Consider the following 20,388-nt stretch of genomic DNA (forward strand, 5'->3'; position numbering starts at 1 on the left):
GGCGCCCTTTTTATTTCGATTAGATTTTATCGAATATCAGGCAGGCATTAGTTCCGCCAAAGCCAAAGCTATTGGACATAGCCCGTTTGACTTCAGTCTCACGCAGCTGGCGGACAAGGTCCATGCCTTCCGCAGCGGGGTCGAGGTTCTCTACATTGGCTGATGCAGCAATAAAGTTATTCTGCATCATCAGCAGGCTGTAAATGGCCTCCTGAACCCCTGCAGCTCCCAGAGAGTGGCCTGTCAGAGATTTGGTAGAGGCGAATGCCGGAACTGTATCCCCGAAGGCTTCGCGCATGGCTTTCAATTCGGCGACATCGCCTACGGGTGTAGAGGTGCCGTGGGTGTTGATATAGTCCACGCTACCCTGCAGGCCTTTGCCGTCCATACCGGCCAGAGCCTGCTGCATACAGCGGGTGGCGCCTTCACCGCTTGGGGCAACCATATCGTAACCATCGGAAGTTGCGCCGTAACCGGTTAGCTCCGCATAGATGGTCGCACCGCGAGCCACGGCGTGCTCCATTTCTTCGAGTACCAGACAGCCACCACCACCGGCGATCACAAAGCCATCGCGATCGGCATCGTAGGGGCGTGATGCTTTTGTCGGAGTATCGTTATATTTGCTTGAGAGGGCGCCCATAGCGTCAAACAAGTGAGTCAAACTCCAGGCAAGTTCCTCACCACCGCCAGCAAACACTACATCCTGCTTACCCATCTGGATAAGCTCAGCTCCGTTTCCTATACAGTGGGCACTGGTAGCGCAAGCGGAAGAAATACTGTAGTTCACCCCTTTGATTTTGAATGGAGTGGCTAAGCATGCGGAAACGGTACTGTTCATTACCTGGGGCACGCGGTAGGCGCCTACACGGCGAACACCTTTTTCCTTCAGAGTATGTGCAGCGTCAATAATCTGCTGAGTGGATGTGCCGCCAGAGCCCATCACGATACCCGTGCGCGGATTAGATATCTGCTCCTCCTGCAGGCCCGACATCTCGATTGCTTCACGCATGGCAATGTACGCATAGGCTGCAGCGTCGCCCATAAAGCGAAGTTGCTTGCGATCGATATGCTCTTTGAAATCGATGTCCACAGGCCCAGCCACATGGCTGCGCAGGCCGAGCTCCTTATACTCTTCTTGGAAGCGGATGCCGCTTCGACCAGTTTTCAGTGACTCGGTGACTTCTTTAGTGTTGGTACCGATACAGGAAGTGATACCCATTCCGGTAATGACGACCCGACGCATAGTGATCTCCAGCATAGCTTGTCGGCAGAGGACTGATGGTTTCTACCGGTATTAGTCTTAAACGAGTTTAAAAATTGTCCGTACGGGTAAATAAGCCTACGCGAAGATCCTTTGCTGTGTAAATTTCTCTTCCATCCACAGAGACACTGCCGTCGCCAATACCCATAACAAGCCTGCGCTCAACAATCCGGCTCATCTGAATATGGTAAGTCACCTTCTTGCTGGTGGGGAGAATTTGGCCGGTAAATTTAACTTCACCACAGCCCAGTGCTCGACCGCGGCCGGGGTTGCCTTTCCAGGCCAGGAAATAACCCAATAATTGCCACATAGCATCCAGGCCGAGGCAGCCGGGCATTACGGGATCGCCGGGAAAATGGCAGTCGAAGAACCATAGGTCGGGGTGAATGTCGAGCTCAGCGATCAGCTCTCCCTTGCCGAAAGCACCACCTTCCTTGGATATATGGGTGATACGATCGAGCATCAACATATTGGGAGCCGGCAACTGGGCGTTGCCTGGGCCGAACATCTCGCCACGGGAGCAGGTCAGGAGCTCCTCTCTGGTATACTCACTTTTTTGTACAAAATTACTCATCATTTCCCCGTTAGTGGGTGGTTATGCAATTGAGATTGGACACTTTTGCAAGAGCGGGCATTCTAAGGGGTCTGTGTCGCTTGTCCAGTCGGTCAAGGGGGTTTTTGTGACTGGCGTGAGAATTGTCTTCACAAATACCGCCTATTTAGCGTGTTAATTCCTCATCTTACTCATATAGTTTTGGTGTTTATCCTCAGGGAATTCACATATTGGGCCAAGCTTAACGTTATCGAGTGTAAGTGCTTGCACAGCGACGCTATGATAAGTTGCCGGCACTGCGCGGGGGTGCGCTGTTTTAAATTGATTGGGGGAGCAGAATGCTCAAGAAATGCCTATTTCCTGTTGCCGGCTATGGCACTCGTTTTCTTCCTGCCACCAAGGCAATGCCGAAAGAAATGTTGCCGCTGGTGAATAAGCCACTGGTTCAGTATGGCGTTGAGGAGGCTATAGAGGCGGGACTGACCGAGATTGGTTTTGTCACTGGGCGAGGCAAGCGCGCGATTGAGGATCACTTTGATACCAATTTTGAGCTGGAACACCAGATCGCGGGTACCGGCAAAGAACGTTACCTGGACTCCGTGCGCAAAGTGATTGATAGAGCGAGCTTTTCTTATACGCGTCAGGGCGAAATGAGAGGCCTGGGTGACGCTATTTTGCAAGGACATCGCCTGGTTGGCGATGAGCCGTTTGCCGTGGTGTTGGCTGATGACCTGTGTCTAAATGAAGATATGGGCGTTTTGGGGCAAATGGTTCAGCTTTATAAGCAATTCCGCTGCAGTATTGTTGCGGTAGAGGAAGTACCGAAGGAGCAGATTCATAAATTTGGTGTGATCGGTGGCAATGAGATTAAACCTGGTCTGTATCAAGTCACCAATATGGTGGAGAAGCCTGCAGCGGAAGATGCCCCAAGTAATATGGCGATTATTGGTCGTTATATCCTGACACCGGATATCTTTGATCTGATCCGTGATACTCCTCCAGGCAAAAATGGTGAGGTTCAAATTACCGATGCGCTGATGGCGCAAGCTCAGCAGGGCTGCGTATTAGCCTATGCCTTCAAAGGTCGACGCTTTGACTGTGGTTCTGTAGAAGGCTTTATTGATGCTACTAACCACGTTTACGAAAATGTGTATTTGCCAGAGCAGGCTGCTGAGGAGAAAGGTAAGTGAGTGAGTTGACTTGTTTCAAAGCTTATGACCTTCGCGGCCGTGTACCCGATGAACTTAATACCGATGTTGCATATCGAGTGGGGCGTGCCTTTGCCCAGTTCCTGAATGCTCGTCGAGTAGTTGTTGGGCATGATATTCGGCTTACCAGTGGCGAGCTGACAGATGCGCTGGTCAATGGATTGCGAGATGCGGGTGCCGATGTTTTCCATATCGGCGAGTGCGGTACAGAAGAGGTCTACTTTGCCAATTTCCACGGGGACTTTGACGGCGGTATTTGTGTTACTGCTAGTCACAATCCTATGGACTACAACGGCATGAAGTTTGTCCGTGCAGGCAGTAGTCCAATCAGTGGTGATACCGGTCTACTGGATATCAAGCGCTTGGCAGAAGAAAACAACTTTGCTCCGGTTGAGCAAAGAGGCACTTTGCAGCGCTTTGAACACCGCGCTGATTTTGTGCAGCACTTATTGGGGTATATCGATAATACTGCATTGAAACCATTAAAATTGGTGGTTAATGCCGGTAATGGTGGTGCGGGGGCGGTTGTTGATGCGCTGGCTCCACACCTGCCATTTGAGTTTGTGCGAGTTCACCACGAGCCCGACGGCAACTTTCCCAACGGTATTCCCAACCCAATTTTGCCAGAAAACCGCAATTCTACTGCCGAGGCAGTGCGGGCAAGCGGTGCTGATTTTGGTATAGCCTGGGATGGTGATTTTGATCGCTGCTTTTTCTTCGATGAAAGTGGTGATTTTATTGAAGGTTACTATGTTGTTGGCTTGCTGGCAGAAGCTTTCCTGGCAAAAAACAACGGTGCCAAAGTTGTTCATGATCCACGCCTGCTCTGGAATACCGAGGATATTGTCCGCGCTGCTGGTGGAGAGCCGGTACAGAGTAAAACCGGTCATGCCTTTATTAAAGAGCGCATGCGCAAGGAAGATGCCATTTATGGCGGTGAAATGAGTGCGCATCATTATTTCCGGGATTTCGCCTACTGCGATAGCGGTATGATTCCATGGTTATTGGTTGCTGAGTTGGTAAGTCGCAGTGGTAAATCGCTGTCACAGCTTGTTGGTGAGCGCATGGCCGCTTTCCCCTGTTCGGGAGAGATTAACTCTAAGGTTCAGGATGCTGCAGCACTGTTAAAGGCGGCAGAGGAAAAGTATGGACCTGCAGCTGACAGCGTTGAGCACGTGGATGGGTTGAGTATCGTTTACCCCGAGTGGCGTTTTAATTTGCGTATGTCAAATACTGAACCGGTTGTTCGCTTGAATGTTGAATCCCGGGGAAGTGAGGAATTAATGCGGGAGAAAACAGAGGAGCTGCTTAAGCTTATCGGTTGATACTCGTTTTTTAATGTTAAAAAGCCCCGCAACTGCGGGGCTTTTTGGTTTGGGGGTACTCAAAGTTACTTATCTGGTTTTATGGAAGAAATTATAAGAGTCGGGTGACAGCTTGGATGGGGCCTTTGGGGGTCTTTACGTGTTGAGCGAAGATTTGCCACTGGTTCTTAACCCGTACTCCAATAACATAAGCGTAGTCTGTGTAGATGTGATGGTGGGGCTTTAGAGTTGAGCGCCCAAGGGATTTTGTGACGTTACCTAAAAACCTAAACTTTCCCCGGTTGATAATTTCATTGTGTGTGGCCTTGCCATTGAGTCCCTGTTTTTTCCTTGGGCGAACATGAGCAACGGCCGGCATATTCGTATTGCGCCCGCCAATACAGAAACAGCAGTCACTGAGTTGCCCGGTAATCATAATGTCGGCACCGCTGCGCATTTGGTAGGGCTCAAGGCGATCTAGGGCAAGGACTTCATCCCAATCGATCATACGAATATGGTGGACCTTGATTGTTTGCGGATCTTCGATAAAGACCCCTTGGCGGTGGAAAGCAAAAATTTCATTGGGGCTATCGATACCAGGTGCGCCCATGCCCATGGTGTAGGTCCCGAATTGATAATCCATGACTCCAGTATCTTTTGTACCGGTAATCCTCACCAGGTTATTTTTTAAGAACATTTCCGGGTAATTTCTAAGCTGATAAAGCGCAGTAGAGCTTCTCATGTGCTGATCTCTCCATACCAATTATATTCTTCTCGTTATTTTTGCCCCTGAGGAATTGGTGTTGGCGCTTGAAATAACAAGAGGAACAATCGTACCGAATGTTGGAGGGGTAGCGGGAAATAGATACGAATAAAGCTTGGAGGCTGGTCAGGTTTGGTAGCTGCTCGAGGGGGGAGCTGCGTTGTTTCGCATTGTGCTTAAGGTAGCGGCGCTGCCCGTGCTATCGATATAGCCCGAGCAGCATTTACTTCTAGACGTTTCTCTCTATAGCAAAACTCGCCAATTGCTGCAGGGCGGTTTTTTGTTCGCTCTCGGGCATAAAGGCCAATTGCTTTTTGGCGTCTTCTACAGCGGCCCGGGCACGATCCATGGTGTAATCCAGAGCACCGCAGGCTTCAATGGCCTCTACTATTTCACTGAGCTTTTCCGCACTGCGCTGTTCAATTGCAGTTTTTACCAGCAGTGCCTGGTCCTTGCTGCCGTTGGCCATGGTGTAGATCAAGGGCAGGGTCGGTTTGCCCTCCGCCAGGTCATCCCCAACATTTTTACCCAGTTCTTCCGAATTACCGCGATAATCGAGAGCGTCATCAACCAGCTGGAAGGCGAGTCCTAGGTGTCGACCGTAGAGTTTCAGTGCAGTTTGTTCTTCACTTGAGCAGTTGGCTAATACGGCAGCAGTTTCACAGGCGGCTTCAAACAGTGCGCCGGTCTTTTTGTGGATGACAGTGAAGTAATTCTCTTCGCTTACTGCGGGATCACCGGCGTTGACCAACTGCTGTACTTCACCCTCTGCGATGGTGTTGGTGGTCTCTGAGAGTATTGCCATGATGCTCATGTCTTCCAGAGCAACCATCATTTGGAAGGCGCGGGAATAGAGGAAATCTCCCACGAGTACGCTGGGCGCATTGCCCCACTTGGCATTGGCGGTAAGGCGGCCGCGGCGCATGTCAGAGGTGTCTACAACATCGTCGTGCAGTAAAGTAGCAGTGTGAATAAACTCGATAATTGTGGCGAGATCGATATGGTTCTCACCCTGATAGCCGCAAGCTTTGGCGCAGAGCAGTACCAGTAGTGGGCGCAGGCGCTTGCCTCCGGCTTCGACCAGGTAGTGACCTATATTTTCCACCAGGGGAACGTCCGAGTGCAGTTGATCGAGAATGCGCTGGTTAACCGCAGCAAAGTCTTCGGCGGCGACCCGGTGAAAAGGCAGCATGTGAGAGTTCCTTATACGACTAGACAGAGGCCTCCCGGCGGCCGGAAGGCGAAGGGGCGCTATTGTATCAACCCGGCGAATTGATTAGAATCTGCGCCCCGCCAATTGCGGGCTCTTTGCGGCTATTGGGTCGTCTGCGGGCCTTTTGGCGAATAGATGTTAAACACACGGCGCAAGCTCCCGAAATGCGGAGCAGTGACTTACTGGTCCTCCCGCTGCTTCGTGTCGTCCTTACCGGAGCATAGAAATATGTACGCTGTTTTTGAGAGCGGTGGCAAGCAACACCGTGTAGAAGAAGGCGAAGTACTTCGCCTGGAGAAGCTGGAAGTAGCAACTGGCGAATCCATCGATTTTGATAAAGTGTTCATGGTTGTCGATGGCGACAAGATCAACATTGGCGCTCCCATTGTAGATGGCGCTAAAGTAACTGCTGAAGTGGTAAGCCACGGCCGCGGCGAGAAGGTGAAGATCATCAAGTTCCGTCGTCGTAAGCACTCCATGAAGCGCCAGGGCCACCGTCAGTGGTACACCGAAGTTAAAATCACTGGCATCAAGGCATAAGAGAGGAGTAACGACTCATGGCACATAAGAAAGCTGGCGGTAGTACGCGAAATGGTCGCGATTCCGAGAGTAAACGCCTGGGCGTGAAGCGCTTTGGCGGCCAGTCTGTAGCAGCAGGCAACATCATCGTTCGTCAGCGTGGCACCAAGTTCCACGCCGGTGTTAACGTTGGTATGGGCAAAGACCACACCCTGTTCGCCACTGCGGACGGCGTTGTGAAGTTTGAAGTTAAGGGCCCCAACAACCGCAAGTTCGTTTCTATCGAAACTGCTTAAGCGGTCATTAGCCCAAGCTTTATAAAAAGCCCCGCTATTGCGGGGCTTTTTTGTTGGAAAAGTCGCAAAAAGGCCGCGACGGGAAGTTAGGGTGGCAGTTGCCCACAGGAGGCGGCTTGTCGGCTGGTATGATGATAGTGCGCGCATCTGCGCACCGGATGAGACAACCGCTGTGGCGGTGGAGTGATTATGAAGTTTGTCGATGAGGCGCCCATCTCTGTGCAGGCAGGCAAGGGCGGCAATGGCTGCCTGAGCTTTCGCCGGGAAAAATTTGTTGAGAAGGGTGGTCCGGATGGCGGTGACGGCGGCGATGGCGGCTCCGTGTACCTGGAAGCTGATGATTCCCTGAACACCCTGGTGGATTATCGCTACCAGCCCCGCTACGCCGCTGAGAGTGGCCAGCCGGGTCGAGGGCGCAACTGTACTGGCGCCAAGGGTGAGGACCTGGTCCTTAAGGTGCCGGTGGGCACCACGATCATTGATGCGGATACCGGCGAGACTATCGGCGATATGACCGAAGCCGGTGAGCGTCAGCTGGTGGCCCAGGGGGGCTTCCACGGCCTGGGTAATACCCGATTCAAATCCAGTACTAACCGTGCGCCGCGTCAGACCACGCACGGCACTGAGGGTGAGATGCGCAGCCTCAAGCTCGAGCTAAAAGTTCTGGCAGATGTAGGCATGTTGGGGCTGCCCAATGCGGGTAAATCCACGTTTATTCGCGCCGTCTCTGCGGCCAAACCGAAAGTGGCCAACTACCCCTTTACCACCTTGGTACCAAATTTGGGGGTAGTGCAGGTTCAGAAGCATCGCAGCTTTGTGATTGCAGATATTCCCGGCCTGATTGAAGGTGCAGCCGAAGGGGCGGGCCTGGGTATTCGCTTCCTCAAGCACTTAACCCGCTGTCGTGTTTTGTTGCACCTGGTTGACCTGGCTCCCTTCGATGGCTCTGATCCGGTGGAGAATGCCCGAGCCATTGAGCGCGAGCTGTCCACTTTTAGCCCGACTCTGGCTGGGCGTGAGCGCTGGCTGGTATTGAACAAGACCGACCTGGTTCCCGCTGCGGAACTGGAAGAGCGCTGCCAGGCGGTAGTGGATGCTCTGGGCTGGGAAGGGCCTGTGTTCCGTGTGGCAGCTATTCGCAAAGAGGGTACCGATGCCCTCGGTGGGCGCCTGATGGACTACCTGGAAGAGCGTCAGGAAATTGAGGAGCGAGATCCCGACTTGGCTGTGGCGGAGCTGGAAGCGCAGCGTCAAATGCAGCGCGAAGCTCGCGAGCGAATCGAAGAGTTGAGAGAGAGTCATCGCGCCAAGCGCAAAGCGGCCAAGGGGCAGGTGGATGACGACGAGGATTGGGATGATGACGACGACCACGATGTGGATGTCGAGTATCGCTCTTAAATGGCATGGAGCGAGCAGTTGCTGAAGTAGCTTGGCTCGCTCAATAGTTATCTTGTCCTGAGGGGGAAGCATGGACTCCGCAACAGTGTCCCGGCAGGCGTTGACCAAGGCCCAGCGGTGGGTGGTAAAAATTGGTAGCGCCCTTCTGACAGATAATGGTCGAGGTGTGAATACCGCTGCCATTTCTGCCTGGGTGGCGCAGATGGCTGATTTGCGCCGTCGAGGAATCGAAGTCGTTCTGGTGTCATCCGGCGCTGTTGCGGCCGGAATGGATCGATTGGGCTGGTGTCGCCGGCCCGAGTCTATCCACCAGTTGCAGGCGGCCGCTGCTGTGGGACAGAGTCATCTGGTACAGGTTTATGAGCAGGCCTTTAACCGCTTTGATATTCGCAGCGCTCAGATCCTGCTGGATCACGACGATCTCTCCAATCGCACCCGCTACCTGAATGCTCGCAGCACTTTGCGCACGCTCCTGTCACTGGGGGCTGTGCCTATCGTGAATGAAAATGACACGGTAGTGACTGACGAAATACGTTTCGGCGACAACGATACCCTGGCGGCCCTGGTTGCAAATCTGGTTGAGGCAGATGCGCTGCTGATTTTGACCGATGCGGATGGGCTGTTTACTGAAGATCCCCGCGATAACCCCGAAGCAGAATTAATTAGTGAGGCATCTGCGCTTGATCCCAGGCTGCTCGAGATGGCGGGGGATTCCCGCAGCGGTCTGGGTCGTGGTGGTATGACCACCAAGGTGCGCGCAGCGCAGTTGGCAGCGCGCTCAGGAGCTCGCACAGTGATCGCTGGCGGGGCCTTGGAGGCGGTGATAGATAAAGTCTGTGCCGGCGAGCAGCTGGGTACTCTGTTGCTGCCAGAGGCAGATCCCCTGGCGGCGCGTAAGCGCTGGCTCGCTGGACAGTTACAGGTGCGCGGAACCCTGTTAGTGGATGCCGGTGCCGAGGCAGCTATGACTGGGAGTGGTAGCAGTTTGTTGCCGGTGGGGGTTACCGCTGTTGAAGGGCATTTCAGGCGCGGAGATCTGGTGTCTTGCAGGAATGCTGAAGGTCGCGAGATAGCGCGGGGCCTGGTCAATTATGACAGTAGTGAGAGCGGTCGGATTCTGGGGCAGTCATCGGAGAAGTTTGCCGACCTTTTAGGGTATCGGGATGACGATGAATTAATTCATCGCGATAACCTGATCCTGCTCTGAATTGGCAAGTTTCGAATACAAAAAAGCCCCGCAATGCGGGGCTTTTTTGTGTCTGCTGCCTAGGGGATTAGGCGGCCAGAGCTTTGATCTGAGCGTTCAGACGGCTCTTATGACGAGCGGCTTTATTCTTGTGAATAATGCCTTTGTCTGCCATACGGTCAATAACGGGAACTGCTTCTGCGTACGCAGTTTTTGCTTTTTCCGCATCGCCGGCATCGATGGCCGCAACTACCTTCTTGATGTAGGTGCGCACCATGGAGCGCAGACTGGCGTTGTGCATGCGGCGCTTGTCGTTCTGGCGCGCGCGTTTCTTCGCTTGAGGTGAGTTGGCCACCGGTTGCTCCTGTCTGGAATCTATAAATCTGTAACTAACAGGCCCTGGGGCCCGATCGGGACGCGACATTATCCCCACAGTTGGTTGTTTGTCAACCATAGCGGGCGTCTCGGTGCAGATATGTTGTCAATCCACAACGGCGGTTACCCGGTCGGCAACTCCAGGCTGAACTCTACACCGCTGCCGTCGCTGCGGTTTCGGGCTTTTAAGGAGCCACCGTGGAAGTCTGCGATCAGTTTTGCGATATGCAGTCCCAGCCCCAGGTGGCCGGCATTATCGCCCTGGTTGCGCACAGAAACGAGAGAGTCGAACAGCTTGTGAGCGTAACCTTCCGGGAGCAGAGGGCCGTCATTGCCCACTGTGATCAAGTAGGTATCTCTGTTTGTTGCCACTGACAGGCAAATTTCACTGCCTTCGGGAGCGAAGCTACATGCGTTATCCACCAGCTTGTCCAGCAGTTGAGCCAATAACTCCGGTGCGCCGTGGCAGGCTAGCTCCCCAGTGGGTTTGTTTAGAGTAAATCGGTGTTCGCTGTGAGCATCGCCATAGCACTGTGTCATGACTTCAAGCAGGTCTGCCAGGTCGAAAGGCTCCCGCTCCGCTTGGTGGATGCTGGTTTCAAGATTGCTGGCTGCGGAGAGACTGTTGAGAATCCCCGACAGCCTTGCACTGCCATCCATAGCCCGCCCTGCATAGCGGCGGCTGTGGTCGTCGAGTTCTCCGGCGGCGAGGTTATCCAGGGATGAGCGAACCACTGCCAGCGGTGTGCGTAGCTCGTGTGACAACTTACTGGCGAGAGTGCGCAGGTACTGGTGATATTGGTCCAGTTCTGCGAGCAGGCTGGCGAAGGCCCGGTTTAGGTCTCCCAGTTCATCGCTTGCCTTTGAGTGGGGAAAGTTGCCGCGCAGTTTGCCGCTGGAATCTACTGCGTTGCGGGCGGCCTGGTGTAGCTTGCGCACGCGCCAGGAAAGCCAGCTGGCGTAGCCCAAAAGGAAGAGCAGGGCGATAGCGGCCGCGGCGCAGCTGATCAACCACAACCGGTGGGCTGCTCCCTCGGTGACTGATTGCATCGCTTCGCCAGATTGCAGGACGACGACTTGCCCCAGAAGTGGCCGCTCAACCACTTCGTCGACCCGGGTGATAACGGGCACACTCACCGCACCAATTCGGGATTGCAGCGGTCCTGAATACCATTGCTCCTGGGTGCCACGGCTGTCAGGCGTCGGAAGAGGCAAGCTATTTTCCGGCAGCTGTGGCAAATCCTCTCTGGAAAGCAATTTGCGATAAGCCCAGTCTCTCAGCCACGAATTGCTCTCGGAATCTGCCAGCTGTAGTTGTCCGTTGCTGGCAAGAAGAAACCCCTCGCTGTCCACTACTGCGAGGCGCAGTCCAGGGCGCGCAAAGTGGTCGAGTTCTCTTTGAAGGTCTGGCAGAGGGCTTACCAAGCGCCCTGGGTGACCATCTGCCGGAAGTGTGCTGGCGCTTCGAGTCGGTGAGGAGCCACTGCTGTTTGCCCTGTCGTGAATACGGATAGCGAGGGCTCCACCGGTTAGGGTTTGTGGTAGAGCCAGTTCCAATTGGTAACCGGCACCAGAAGTTGTCCAGCGGCCCCTTAAGCGCAGCTCACGCTCGTAGCGGCCCTCTCTCGGGTTGTGCCACAAGGCGCTGGCGGTCCCCTGGCTGGCGACGGGCAGGATGTAGTGCCGGTCAGCGGTAAACAGCTCTACAGTGTCACCACCAGCGATCAGGCCTGTGCGGGGGTCCCGGTAGGCGGGAGTTGAGTCCGAAACAGTGAGAAGCAGGTAGACTTGCTTATCCAGTTGCCCCAGCGTCACCTGGGCCATAGGGGATAGCTGCCCGTCCTCAAGGGCTCTGGGCTCCAGTTGCTGCGCTCGCCACTCATCGCCATAGCCGTCGACTCTCGGAGCTTGAGATAGGGGATTCAGGTAGAGCTGAGCGCCTGGTGGGCGTGAAAGGCGCTGAGGGTCCGGGGCGATAAGCTGGGGGGCACTGGCCAAGCGTGCGGCAATTGCCGCCGCAGTTGCTTCAATTGCCTGGATCTGGCCTTGTGCTAGGGCGTCGTCCACCTGGCGGAGGTACTGGCAGCCGGCCCAGGGCAGGGTGAGTGCGACAAGGCTGACGAGCAAGAGTTGGCGGCGTAGGTTCATACTTAAATTTTTGAAATTGTTCGCCCGATGGCGGTTTACAGCTGCCAGCGATACCCCATGCCGTAGGCGGTTCCTATGGCATTAAACTCGGTGTCCAGCGCCTGGAATTTGCGCCTGATTCTTTTGACGTGAGAGGTGATGGTGTTGTCATCCAGCACTACGCGGGCTGCTTCCATTAGTTGGCTGCGGGATTTAACGTGGCCGGGCCTTTTTGCCAGGGCGTGGACAATCCAGAATTCGGTCACGGTTAAGTCCACGGGTTGCTCATCCCAGTGGCAATGGAGCCTGGAAATATCCAGCCATAGCTTTCCCTGAGTTAAGCTCTCGCCTTCATCGTTTTGATCTCGCAGCACGCTAACGCGGCGCAGTAGGGCGTTAATTCGCGCCTGCATATGGGGTAGGGAGATATCCTTGGTGAGGTAATCATCAGCCCCCAGGCGCAGTCCGGAAATAATATCCAGCTCTGAGTCCCTGGCGGTGAGAAATAATATTGGCAGGCTCGGCGCCATAGCGCGCAATTCCCGGCAGAGCTCAAAACCGCCCTCCACCTCGCTGCCCAGGCCAACATCGATCACGGCCAGGTCCGGCAGCCGCTGGCGAAAAGCATCCATGGCCTCAATTCTGGCGCTGTATAAATCGACCCGGTAACCGTGGCGGCGCAGAGCATCGCGGTAGTTTTCTGCGATAGCGCGTTCATCTTCGACAATGGCGATGGTTGCACTCATGACAAATCCCGACTTAATTCCTTTCTGGCGGAGAATCATGCACGAAGTTGCAGGGGTTAGGCAAAAAGGCGGGCGCAAGGCGCCCGCAAATACAACAGGGTTTCTATCAGCTTGGAGTTGCGTGAGTGGATTTGCGATCCACTCACGCTTATGTAGTGCGGCTTGAAGGCGAAGGGATGTGCGGATTTGTTGTCCGCCGTGCCCCTTTGACTCAGAAGTTTCCCGCCATGGACTCCGGAAGGGAGAAGCGGATGTCGACGCGGCGCTCCATGGCGTAGGCGTCTACATCGCCTCGGGCTGCCTGGGAATAGGTGGAGCCGAGTGCGCTGCGGCTGATTCTTGAGGCATCAACTCCCAGCGATACCAAAGCCTCTTCCACACTCAGGGCGCGTTGATCGGACAGTACATTGTTGTAGCCGTCGCTGCCGCGAGGATCTGCGTGTCCCTCCAGGTGAATTTGCAGGTGGGGGTGGCGCTTGAGAAAGTCAGCCATGGCACTCAGCTGATGCATTTGGCCCTCCTGAAGCTCGTCCTCCCCAGTGGTAAACAGCATTTGGAATTGCAGTGAATCCAGGGCCAGTTGGCTGGCGTCGTTCGCGGACAGTTGAGCCGCATCCAATTGCTGTGCCAGGTTGCTGAGCTCTGCACGGCTCTCTGTCAGTTGTGTTGCCAGCATATCTGCCTCGTCTGCTTGCTTGATCTGCTCTCCGAGCCAGGCTCCGCCGAGTGCTCCGGCGATAAAGCCAACGGGCCCACCCAATGCTGCACCGGCAATTGCAGAGCCGGTAAAGACTGAGGCCTGCTTGGCCGGAGTCAAATTGGATTCGTTTTGTTCCTTAGCGTGGGCTCCGGTGGCAATCAGAGAACCCAGGGCGACGGCCATCACTACTTTTTTCATTGTTCTGCTCCTTAGCGGCTTTTCTTACTCGTGTGGGCCTGTTCTGTTGTGGCCCGTTTGAGTGTTATTAAAAAGCTCCAAGGAGGCGCTGGCGTGGCGCAGCTATGACCAACTGCGGCTCAATTGTGGCGAAATATGGCGATCGCTCCGAAACCCAGCTCAGAAGCTGGAAGGGGCTGGGCGACCGCAGTTATAGCAGGGGGTGGATGGACAGACGGGGCTGGGGCCATCAACAGCTGCTATGTACCGCACAATTGCCAGAACCAGGGCAATAATCAAAGCACTAATGGTCATCCCTTCTCTCCCCGCACCACCAGCTCCATGGGTGGCGCGACTAGCTCGCTCTTAGTATAGGCTCGCGGTCCTGCAGTCGCAGGGCCTCAGCTCTGTAGAGGAGCCCATATATCCCCAGGTTTTGGGGTAGACTTGCCGGCCAACAAGTTTCAACTTTCGCCAGGAGTCCGAGTTTTGTCGCAGTCATCCCCAGCTCAGGAACAGGCAGTCGAAAAATCTGGTGCTTCCAGATTGCTGCGGGGCAGTTCCGTTGTCGGTGCTGCCACTATGCTGTCGCGAGTGGCCGGGCTGGTTCGCGACGTGGCACTGGCCCGCTTTGCCGGTGCGGGCGATGCTGCCGATGCCTTTTTTGTCGCATTCAAGATTCCCAACTTTTTCCGCCGCTTATTTGCCGAAGGTGCATTTGCCCAGGCCTTTGTGCCGGTACTGGCCGAATACCGCCAAAAGGGCGGTAAGGCGGCTGCGCGAGAGTTAAATGACCGGGTTGCTGGCGCCCTTGGCGGCGTACTTTTGTTGGTTACTCTGTTTGGTGTTCTCTGCGCTCCACTAGTGACGGGTATTTTTGCTTTTGGTTGGTGGTGGGACGGCAGTGAGCGTGAGAAGTTCGATCTCGCTACCGATATGTTGCAGATCACCTTTCCCTATTTAATGCTGATTTCCCTGGCGGGATTTACCGGGGCAATACTCAATACTTTCGATCGTTTTGCGATTCCGGCGCTAACCCCGGTGATGCTCAACCTGGTTTTGATTGCTGCGGCGACTGTTGCTACCAGCTGGTTTGATCCGCAAATTATGGCGCTGGCCTGGGGCGTTTTTGTTGCGGGGGTGGTGCAGCTGCTGTTTCAACTGCCTTTTCTCGCTCGTGAAGGTTTGCTGCCTAGCCCTAAGTGGGATTGGCAGCACAAAGGAGTGCGTAAAATTTTACGCCTGATGGCGCCGGCGATTTTTGGGGTGTCAGTGACCCAGATCAGCCTGGTGATGGACACTCTGCTGGCTTCATTCCTGCCCAGCGGCAGTGTTTCCTGGCTCTATTTTTCCGACCGCCTCACCGAGCTGCCCTTGGGGGTGTTTGGGGTTGCAGTGGCAACGGTGATTCTGCCGAGCTTGTCGCGTCAGCACACCGACGGAGACCCCCGTCGGTTCCGTCATACCCTCGACTGGGCTTTGCGCAGTGTCACGCTAATTTCCCTGCCCGCTTCTGTAGCCTTGGTGGTACTGGCTGAGCCGCTCCTGACAACCCTTTTTCAGTATGGGCAGATGCAGCCGCGCGATATGCAAATGGCCGCCTGGTCCCTGCGCGCTTATGCCATGGGGCTGCTGGCGTTTATGCTGATTAAAGTGCTGGCGCCGGGCTATTTTGCTCGCCAGGATACCTATACCCCAGTGCGCTTTGGCTTAATTGCTATCTCGGCCAAAATGGTGTTGAGCCTGCTGTTTGTGATACCGCTTAACTACTACTTCAAACTCGGCCATATGGGCCTGGCACTGGCTACGGCTTGTCAGGCCGCTATTAACGCCTGGCTCCTCTATAAAGGCTTGCGTCGAGATGATGTCTATAAACCTGAGGCTGGGTGGGGCACTTACCTGGTAAGGTTGCTTCTGGCGAATTTGGCGATGGTTGCGATTTTGCTCGGGGCCCTGCACCTGTGGTCGCAGTGGAGTGAATGGGCCTGGTATGACCGCGCCTGGCGTATGGGGCTAATCGTAGCTGCTGGGGGAGCGACCTATCTGTCCGTTTTACTGGTTTCAGGATTGCGCCCCCGCCACTTCCGCGCCACAAGTTAGTTTATTAAGTGGGCATATCTGGATAAATATGGCCTCTGGCCGCCCAGTGGGAATCCGCTATACTGTGCGGCTCGATTTTATGAGGATGGGAAAATCGCTTTGGCCCAGGAGCGCGAACTAATTCGCGGGTTGCACAACCTGCGCCCCCGCCACCGGGGAAGCGTGGCGACAATCGGCTCGTTCGACGGTGTACACCTCGGTCACCAGGCGATTATTGCGCAGCTCAAGCAACGCGCGCAGGAACATGATCTGCCCTCGGTGGCGATTATCTTTGAGCCCCAGCCACATGAGTTCTTCTCTGGGGAAAGGGCGCCCGCGCGTCTGATGCGCTTTAAAGAGAAGGTATTGGCGCTATTTGATGCTGGTGCCGACCGGGTGCTGTGCCTGCAGTTTAACGAGAAACTGCGCAACCTGAGTGCCGATGCTTTTGTGCGCCGTATTCTGGTGGACGGCCTTGGAATCCGCCATTTGGTGGTGGGAGACGATTTCCGCTTCGGCTGTGATCGCAGTGGCGATTATCAACTTCTCCAGGGCGCCGGGGCCGAAAATGGATTCACGGTGGAAGACACGGCTACGCTTGAGGTTCGCGGAGCCCGGGTGAGCAGCACCCGCATCCGCGAAGCCTTGCAGCGGGGCGAATTTGAGTTGGCCGAGGCCTTACTCGGGCGCCCTTACAGTATTACCGGACGGGTTGCCCCCGGCCGCGCCTTGGGCCGGCAACTGGGTGCTCCCACAGCCAATGTGCGTTTGCACCGCTACCGCTCCCCGCTGGTTGGCGTTTACACCGTTCGCACCAAAGCCGCGAATGGAAGTGAACTCGCAGCTGGGCGGCCGGAAATTGACGGTGTTGCCAATGTGGGGTTTCGCCCGACAGTTGAGGGAGAGGGCGCCCGGCCACTACTGGAAGTCAACTTGTTTGATTTTGATGGCAACCTCTACGGGAAAGAACTAGCGGTAGAGTTTTGCCACAAACTTCGCAATGAAGAGAAGTTTGCCTCCCTGGAAATCCTCAAAGCCCGCATCGCTCAGGATATTGACGATGCTAAAGACTGGTTTGTGCAAAACCCCAAGGGACACTAACCGGTGTATAGACGATGAATTATTCTCTACTAGAGCTGAAGTAGACATCCAATGACTGATTATAAAGTGACCTTAAACCTGCCTGAGACCGACTTTCCTATGCGCGGCAATCTGCCCCAGCGCGAGCCGGCTATTTTAAAGAAGTGGCAGGAAACCAAGCTCTACGAAAAAATCCGCGAAGCGCGGGAGGGGCGCGAGCAGTTTATCCTGCACGACGGTCCTCCCTATGCCAACGGGGATATTCACATAGGTCACTCGGTCAACAAGATTCTCAAAGATATTATTATCAAGTCGAAAACCCTGAGCGGTTTTGACGCTCCCTATGTGCCTGGCTGGGACTGCCACGGCCTGCCGATTGAGCACCGCGTCGAGAAAAAGATTGGCAAGGCTGGCGCAAAGGTGGATCACAAAACTTTCCGCCAGAAGTGCCGCGAATACGCAGCCAAGCAGGTGGACGGACAGAAGAAAGGCTTTATTCGCCTGGGGGTGTTCGGTGAATGGGACAATCCCTACCGCACCATGGATTTCCAATTTGAAGGCGATATCATCCGAGCGCTTGGGCAAGTGGTCAAAAATGGCCATTTGGCACGGGGTTTCAAGCCTGTGTACTGGAGCGTTGTGGGCGGATCAGCTCTGGCGGAAGCGGAAGTGGAGTATCAGGATAAAACCTCCTACTCCATTTACGTTTGCTATCCGGCGACGGAAGAGACATCCCTGGCTATCGCCGATGCGGCAGGTGGATACGCGGGTGAAGGCCCCCTATCCGTTGTTATCTGGACCACAACCCCCTGGACGCTTCCTTCCAGCCAAGCGGTTTCTGTCAATGCTGAGCTGGAATATGTTGTGGTGCAAACGGCTGAGCGCCGATTGCTCGTTGCCGAAGCACTCAAGGATGCCGTATTGGAGAAGGCGGGGCTCGAAGGTGAAGTGGTAGGCCGTATTCGCGGTGCCGCCTTGGAGCACCTGAAGCTAAACCATCCTTTCTACGAGAAGCAATTGCCGATGATCCTCGGCGACCATGTCACCACTGATGCAGGTACAGGCTGTGTACACACTGCGCCGGACCATGGTCCCGATGACTTCCAGGTGGGCAAGCGCTACGGCATCGATACCCTGAACTATATCGATGACAATGGCGTATACCGCGATATGGTACCGCTGTTTGCCGGTGAACACGTCTACAAGGTGGACGACAAAATCGTGGCCCTGTTACAGGAGCGCGGAGTACTTCTGCACCAGGGTAAGATGGAGCACAGCTACCCTCACTGCTGGCGCACCAAGACGCCGCTTATTTACCGCGCAACTCCGCAGTGGTTTGTGAGCATGCAGCAGAATGACCTTCTGGAGAATGCACAGAAGGCAGCGGATGAAGTTCAGTGGATCCCCGGTTGGGGCAAGGCTCGTATCGATGCCATGCTCGACGGCAGCCCGGATTGGTGTATTTCCCGCCAGCGTACCTGGGGCGTGCCCATCGCTTTGTTTGTTCACAAAGAGACCCATGAAATCCATCCGGACACTCCCGCTTTGATGGACAAAGTGGCTGAAAAGGTCGACGCCGAGGGTATGGATGTTTGGTTTGACCTGGACCCGCAGGAGCTCCTGGGAGATGAGGCAGACCAATATCAAAAGGTTACCGACACCCTGGATGTCTGGTTCGATTCAGGTGTGACTCACTACGCCGTACTGGAGCGCCGCAACGGCCTGCGCTTCCCGGCAGATCTGTACCTTGAGGGCTCTGATCAGCACCGTGGCTGGTTCCAGTCTTCACTGAAGACCTCCATCGCCATCAACGATTGTGCCCCTTATAAGCAAGTGTTGACCCACGGTTTCACGGTAGATGCACAGGGACGGAAAATGTCCAAGTCCATCGGCAATACCGTTGCACCACTGGATGTAATCAACAAGTTGGGTGCAGATGTATTGCGCCTTTGGGTTTCCGCTACAGACTTCAGTGGTGAAATGGCGGTTTCCGATGAGATCCTGAAACGCACAGCGGACTCTTACCGTCGCTTGCGCAATACGGCTCGCTTCTTCCTGTCCAATCTGGCTGGGTTTGACCCAGAAAAAGATTTGTTGCCGGAGAGTGAACTTCTGGCGCTGGATCGCTGGGCGCTGGATAAGGCTGCGCGTCTACAGGATGAAATTATCGCGGCTTACGATAACTACCAGTTCCACCAGATCTATCAGAAGTTACATAACTTCTGCGTCGTGGAAATGGGTGGCTTCTACCTGGATATCATCAAAGATCGCCAGTACACCACTAAAGAGGACAGTACTGCACGCCGCTCTGCGCAAACTGCCCTCTATCATATTGTTCAGGCATTTGTTCGCTGGATTGCGCCTATCCTGAGCTTTACCGCAGAAGAGCTGTGGCAGTTTATTCCCGGTGCCAAAGCGGACAGCATCTTTATTGAAGAATGGTATTCACTGCCGAAGCTGCCCGCAGACTCGGTTAAAGGTGCGGACTATTGGGCCGCCATCGCCGAAGTAAAAACTGCGGTAAACAAAGTGCTTGAAGAGCAGCGTGGAGCTGGTGCTATTGGCGGCTCCCTGCAAGCGGCGGTGACTCTGTTCGCCGAGGATGACCTGCGTGAAAAGCTCTTGGAGCTCGAAGACGAGTTGCGCTTTGTTTTGATTTGCTCCTCCACTTCTGTACAGCCACTCAGCGATGCTGCCGGTGCAGAGTCCACAGAGCTGGAAGGATTGAAAGTCAGCGTAAGCAAAGTGGATCACCCCAAGTGTGCGCGCTGTTGGCATTACCGTGCCGATGTGGGTGTATCAGCAGAGTATCCAGACATTTGTGAGCGCTGCGTGGAAAACGTTTCTGGTGAAGGAGAAGTGAGGCATTATGCCTAGTTCCAACCCTGTTTGGGGGCATCCATGGCGCTGGTACTGGCTGGCGCTGGTGGTGGTTGTCCTCGATATCGCCAGCAAAGTCTGGGCCGTGGATATGTTTATGCACGGCCCTTCAATGCAAATTATTCCCGGCTTGCTGCAATTTACTTATGCCGAAAACTACGGTGCTGCCTTTAGCTTCCTGTCTGATGCTGGGGGATGGCAGCGGTGGTTTTTCGGAATTATTGCCTTTGTATTTAGCGTTGTTGTCAGTGTTTGGCTATGGCGCTTGCCGGCAACAAAGCGCTGGGAACCCTGCGCCCTGGCGCTGATTTTGGGGGGAGCCTTGGGCAACCTTTGGGATCGAGTGCTGCTGGGTTACGTAAGGGATTTTATTTCGGTCTATTACGGCAACTGGCACTTCCCGGTATTCAATGTTGCGGATATGGGAATTAGTATCGGCGCTGCAATGCTGGTTATTGAGCTACTTTTTTTTGCAGAAAAAGAGAGTGGCAAAGCAAAAAATAACGTGGAAGTTTAACGAACT

General features: G+C 54.6%; 18 protein-coding genes. 10 read left to right on the plus strand and 8 right to left on the minus strand.

The features are described 5' to 3' along the window. Positions 1 to 19 precede the first annotated feature (19 nt). Complete coding sequence (fabB, locus tag ACJJIY_RS07980; protein ID WP_444895272.1) at positions 20 to 1,243, minus strand: beta-ketoacyl-ACP synthase I; 1,224 nt, start codon at positions 1,241 to 1,243, stop codon at positions 20 to 22. A gap of 67 nt (positions 1,244 to 1,310) precedes the next feature. Beyond that, positions 1,311 to 1,835 carry a 3-hydroxyacyl-[acyl-carrier-protein] dehydratase FabA gene (fabA, locus tag ACJJIY_RS07985; protein ID WP_108731685.1) on the minus strand — a complete coding sequence of 175 codons (525 nt, stop codon included), beginning with the start codon at positions 1,833 to 1,835 and terminating at the stop codon, positions 1,311 to 1,313. A gap of 317 nt (positions 1,836 to 2,152) precedes the next feature. Here fabA and galU point away from each other — a divergent pair, with 317 nt between their 5' ends. Continuing rightward, on the plus strand, positions 2,153 to 3,004 hold the full coding sequence (galU, locus tag ACJJIY_RS07990; protein WP_444895271.1) for a UTP--glucose-1-phosphate uridylyltransferase GalU: 852 nt from the start codon (positions 2,153 to 2,155) through the stop codon (positions 3,002 to 3,004). Next, positions 3,001 to 4,347 carry a phosphohexomutase domain-containing protein gene (locus ACJJIY_RS07995; RefSeq protein ID WP_444895270.1) on the plus strand — a complete coding sequence of 449 codons (1,347 nt, stop codon included), beginning with the start codon at positions 3,001 to 3,003 and terminating at the stop codon, positions 4,345 to 4,347. The genes galU and ACJJIY_RS07995 overlap by 4 nt, the downstream gene beginning before the upstream one ends. A gap of 91 nt (positions 4,348 to 4,438) precedes the next feature. On the opposite strand, the gene ACJJIY_RS08000 is transcribed toward ACJJIY_RS07995, so the two are convergent. Together ACJJIY_RS08000 and ispB are read right to left on the minus strand one after the other, a co-directional pair. Next, on the minus strand, positions 4,439 to 5,068 hold the full coding sequence (locus tag ACJJIY_RS08000) for a hypothetical protein (RefSeq protein WP_444895269.1): 630 nt from the start codon (positions 5,066 to 5,068) through the stop codon (positions 4,439 to 4,441). Positions 5,069 to 5,318: 250 nt separating this feature from the next. Next, positions 5,319 to 6,281 carry an octaprenyl diphosphate synthase gene (gene ispB / locus ACJJIY_RS08005; RefSeq protein ID WP_444895268.1) on the minus strand — a complete coding sequence of 321 codons (963 nt, stop codon included), beginning with the start codon at positions 6,279 to 6,281 and terminating at the stop codon, positions 5,319 to 5,321. A 249-nt stretch (positions 6,282 to 6,530) separates the two neighbouring features. Here ispB and rplU point away from each other — a divergent pair, with 249 nt between their 5' ends. From rplU to proB, 4 genes are all read left to right on the plus strand, one after another. Then, positions 6,531 to 6,842 (plus strand): 50S ribosomal protein L21, encoded by a 312-nt coding sequence (gene rplU / locus ACJJIY_RS08010; RefSeq protein WP_413664299.1) that lies wholly within the window; start codon positions 6,531 to 6,533, stop codon positions 6,840 to 6,842. Between the two features lie 17 nt (positions 6,843 to 6,859). Continuing rightward, entirely contained in the window at positions 6,860 to 7,117 is a 258-nt protein-coding gene (gene rpmA, locus ACJJIY_RS08015) for a 50S ribosomal protein L27 (RefSeq protein WP_073277572.1), read from the plus strand. A gap of 189 nt (positions 7,118 to 7,306) precedes the next feature. Beyond that, a complete protein-coding gene (gene cgtA, locus ACJJIY_RS08020) occupies positions 7,307 to 8,515 on the plus strand; it encodes an Obg family GTPase CgtA (RefSeq protein ID WP_108731691.1) in 1,209 nt (402 codons plus the stop codon). Between the two features lie 70 nt (positions 8,516 to 8,585). Next, positions 8,586 to 9,722 (plus strand): glutamate 5-kinase, encoded by a 1,137-nt coding sequence (proB, locus tag ACJJIY_RS08025; protein WP_444895267.1) that lies wholly within the window; start codon positions 8,586 to 8,588, stop codon positions 9,720 to 9,722. A gap of 67 nt (positions 9,723 to 9,789) precedes the next feature. Here proB and rpsT read toward each other — a convergent pair whose 3' ends face one another. The 4 genes from rpsT to ACJJIY_RS08045 form a co-directional block, all read right to left on the minus strand. Continuing rightward, a complete protein-coding gene (gene rpsT / locus ACJJIY_RS08030) occupies positions 9,790 to 10,056 on the minus strand; it encodes a 30S ribosomal protein S20 (RefSeq protein WP_108731693.1) in 267 nt (88 codons plus the stop codon). Between the two features lie 143 nt (positions 10,057 to 10,199). Next, the gene (locus ACJJIY_RS08035; RefSeq protein WP_445359395.1) at positions 10,200 to 12,224 is read right to left on the minus strand and encodes an ATP-binding protein; all 2,025 of its coding nucleotides are present in this window, start codon (positions 12,222 to 12,224) and stop codon (positions 10,200 to 10,202) included. A gap of 35 nt (positions 12,225 to 12,259) precedes the next feature. After that, positions 12,260 to 12,949 carry a proteobacterial dedicated sortase system response regulator gene (pdsR, locus tag ACJJIY_RS08040; RefSeq protein WP_108735148.1) on the minus strand — a complete coding sequence of 230 codons (690 nt, stop codon included), beginning with the start codon at positions 12,947 to 12,949 and terminating at the stop codon, positions 12,260 to 12,262. A gap of 211 nt (positions 12,950 to 13,160) precedes the next feature. After that, positions 13,161 to 13,847, minus strand: coding sequence for an OmpA family protein (locus ACJJIY_RS08045; RefSeq protein WP_108731695.1), 687 nt, complete (start codon positions 13,845 to 13,847; stop codon positions 13,161 to 13,163). A gap of 468 nt (positions 13,848 to 14,315) precedes the next feature. On the opposite strand from ACJJIY_RS08045, the gene murJ reads away from it, so the two are divergent. The 4 genes from murJ to lspA all read left to right on the plus strand — a co-directional run bounded on the left by murJ (position 14,316) and on the right by lspA (position 20,382). Beyond that, positions 14,316 to 15,926 carry a murein biosynthesis integral membrane protein MurJ gene (gene murJ / locus ACJJIY_RS08050; RefSeq protein ID WP_108731696.1) on the plus strand — a complete coding sequence of 537 codons (1,611 nt, stop codon included), beginning with the start codon at positions 14,316 to 14,318 and terminating at the stop codon, positions 15,924 to 15,926. A gap of 99 nt (positions 15,927 to 16,025) precedes the next feature. Beyond that, positions 16,026 to 17,006 (plus strand): bifunctional riboflavin kinase/FAD synthetase, encoded by a 981-nt coding sequence (gene ribF / locus ACJJIY_RS08055; RefSeq protein ID WP_444895263.1) that lies wholly within the window; start codon positions 16,026 to 16,028, stop codon positions 17,004 to 17,006. 51 nt (positions 17,007 to 17,057) lie between these two features. Continuing rightward, positions 17,058 to 19,862 carry an isoleucine--tRNA ligase gene (gene ileS / locus ACJJIY_RS08060; protein ID WP_445359396.1) on the plus strand — a complete coding sequence of 935 codons (2,805 nt, stop codon included), beginning with the start codon at positions 17,058 to 17,060 and terminating at the stop codon, positions 19,860 to 19,862. Further along, entirely contained in the window at positions 19,855 to 20,382 is a 528-nt protein-coding gene (gene lspA / locus ACJJIY_RS08065; RefSeq protein WP_444895261.1) for a signal peptidase II, read from the plus strand. The genes ileS and lspA overlap by 8 nt, the downstream gene beginning before the upstream one ends. Positions 20,383 to 20,388 lie beyond the last annotated feature (6 nt).

Source organism: Microbulbifer maximicatervae (SeqCode) (genome assembly GCF_052468155.1).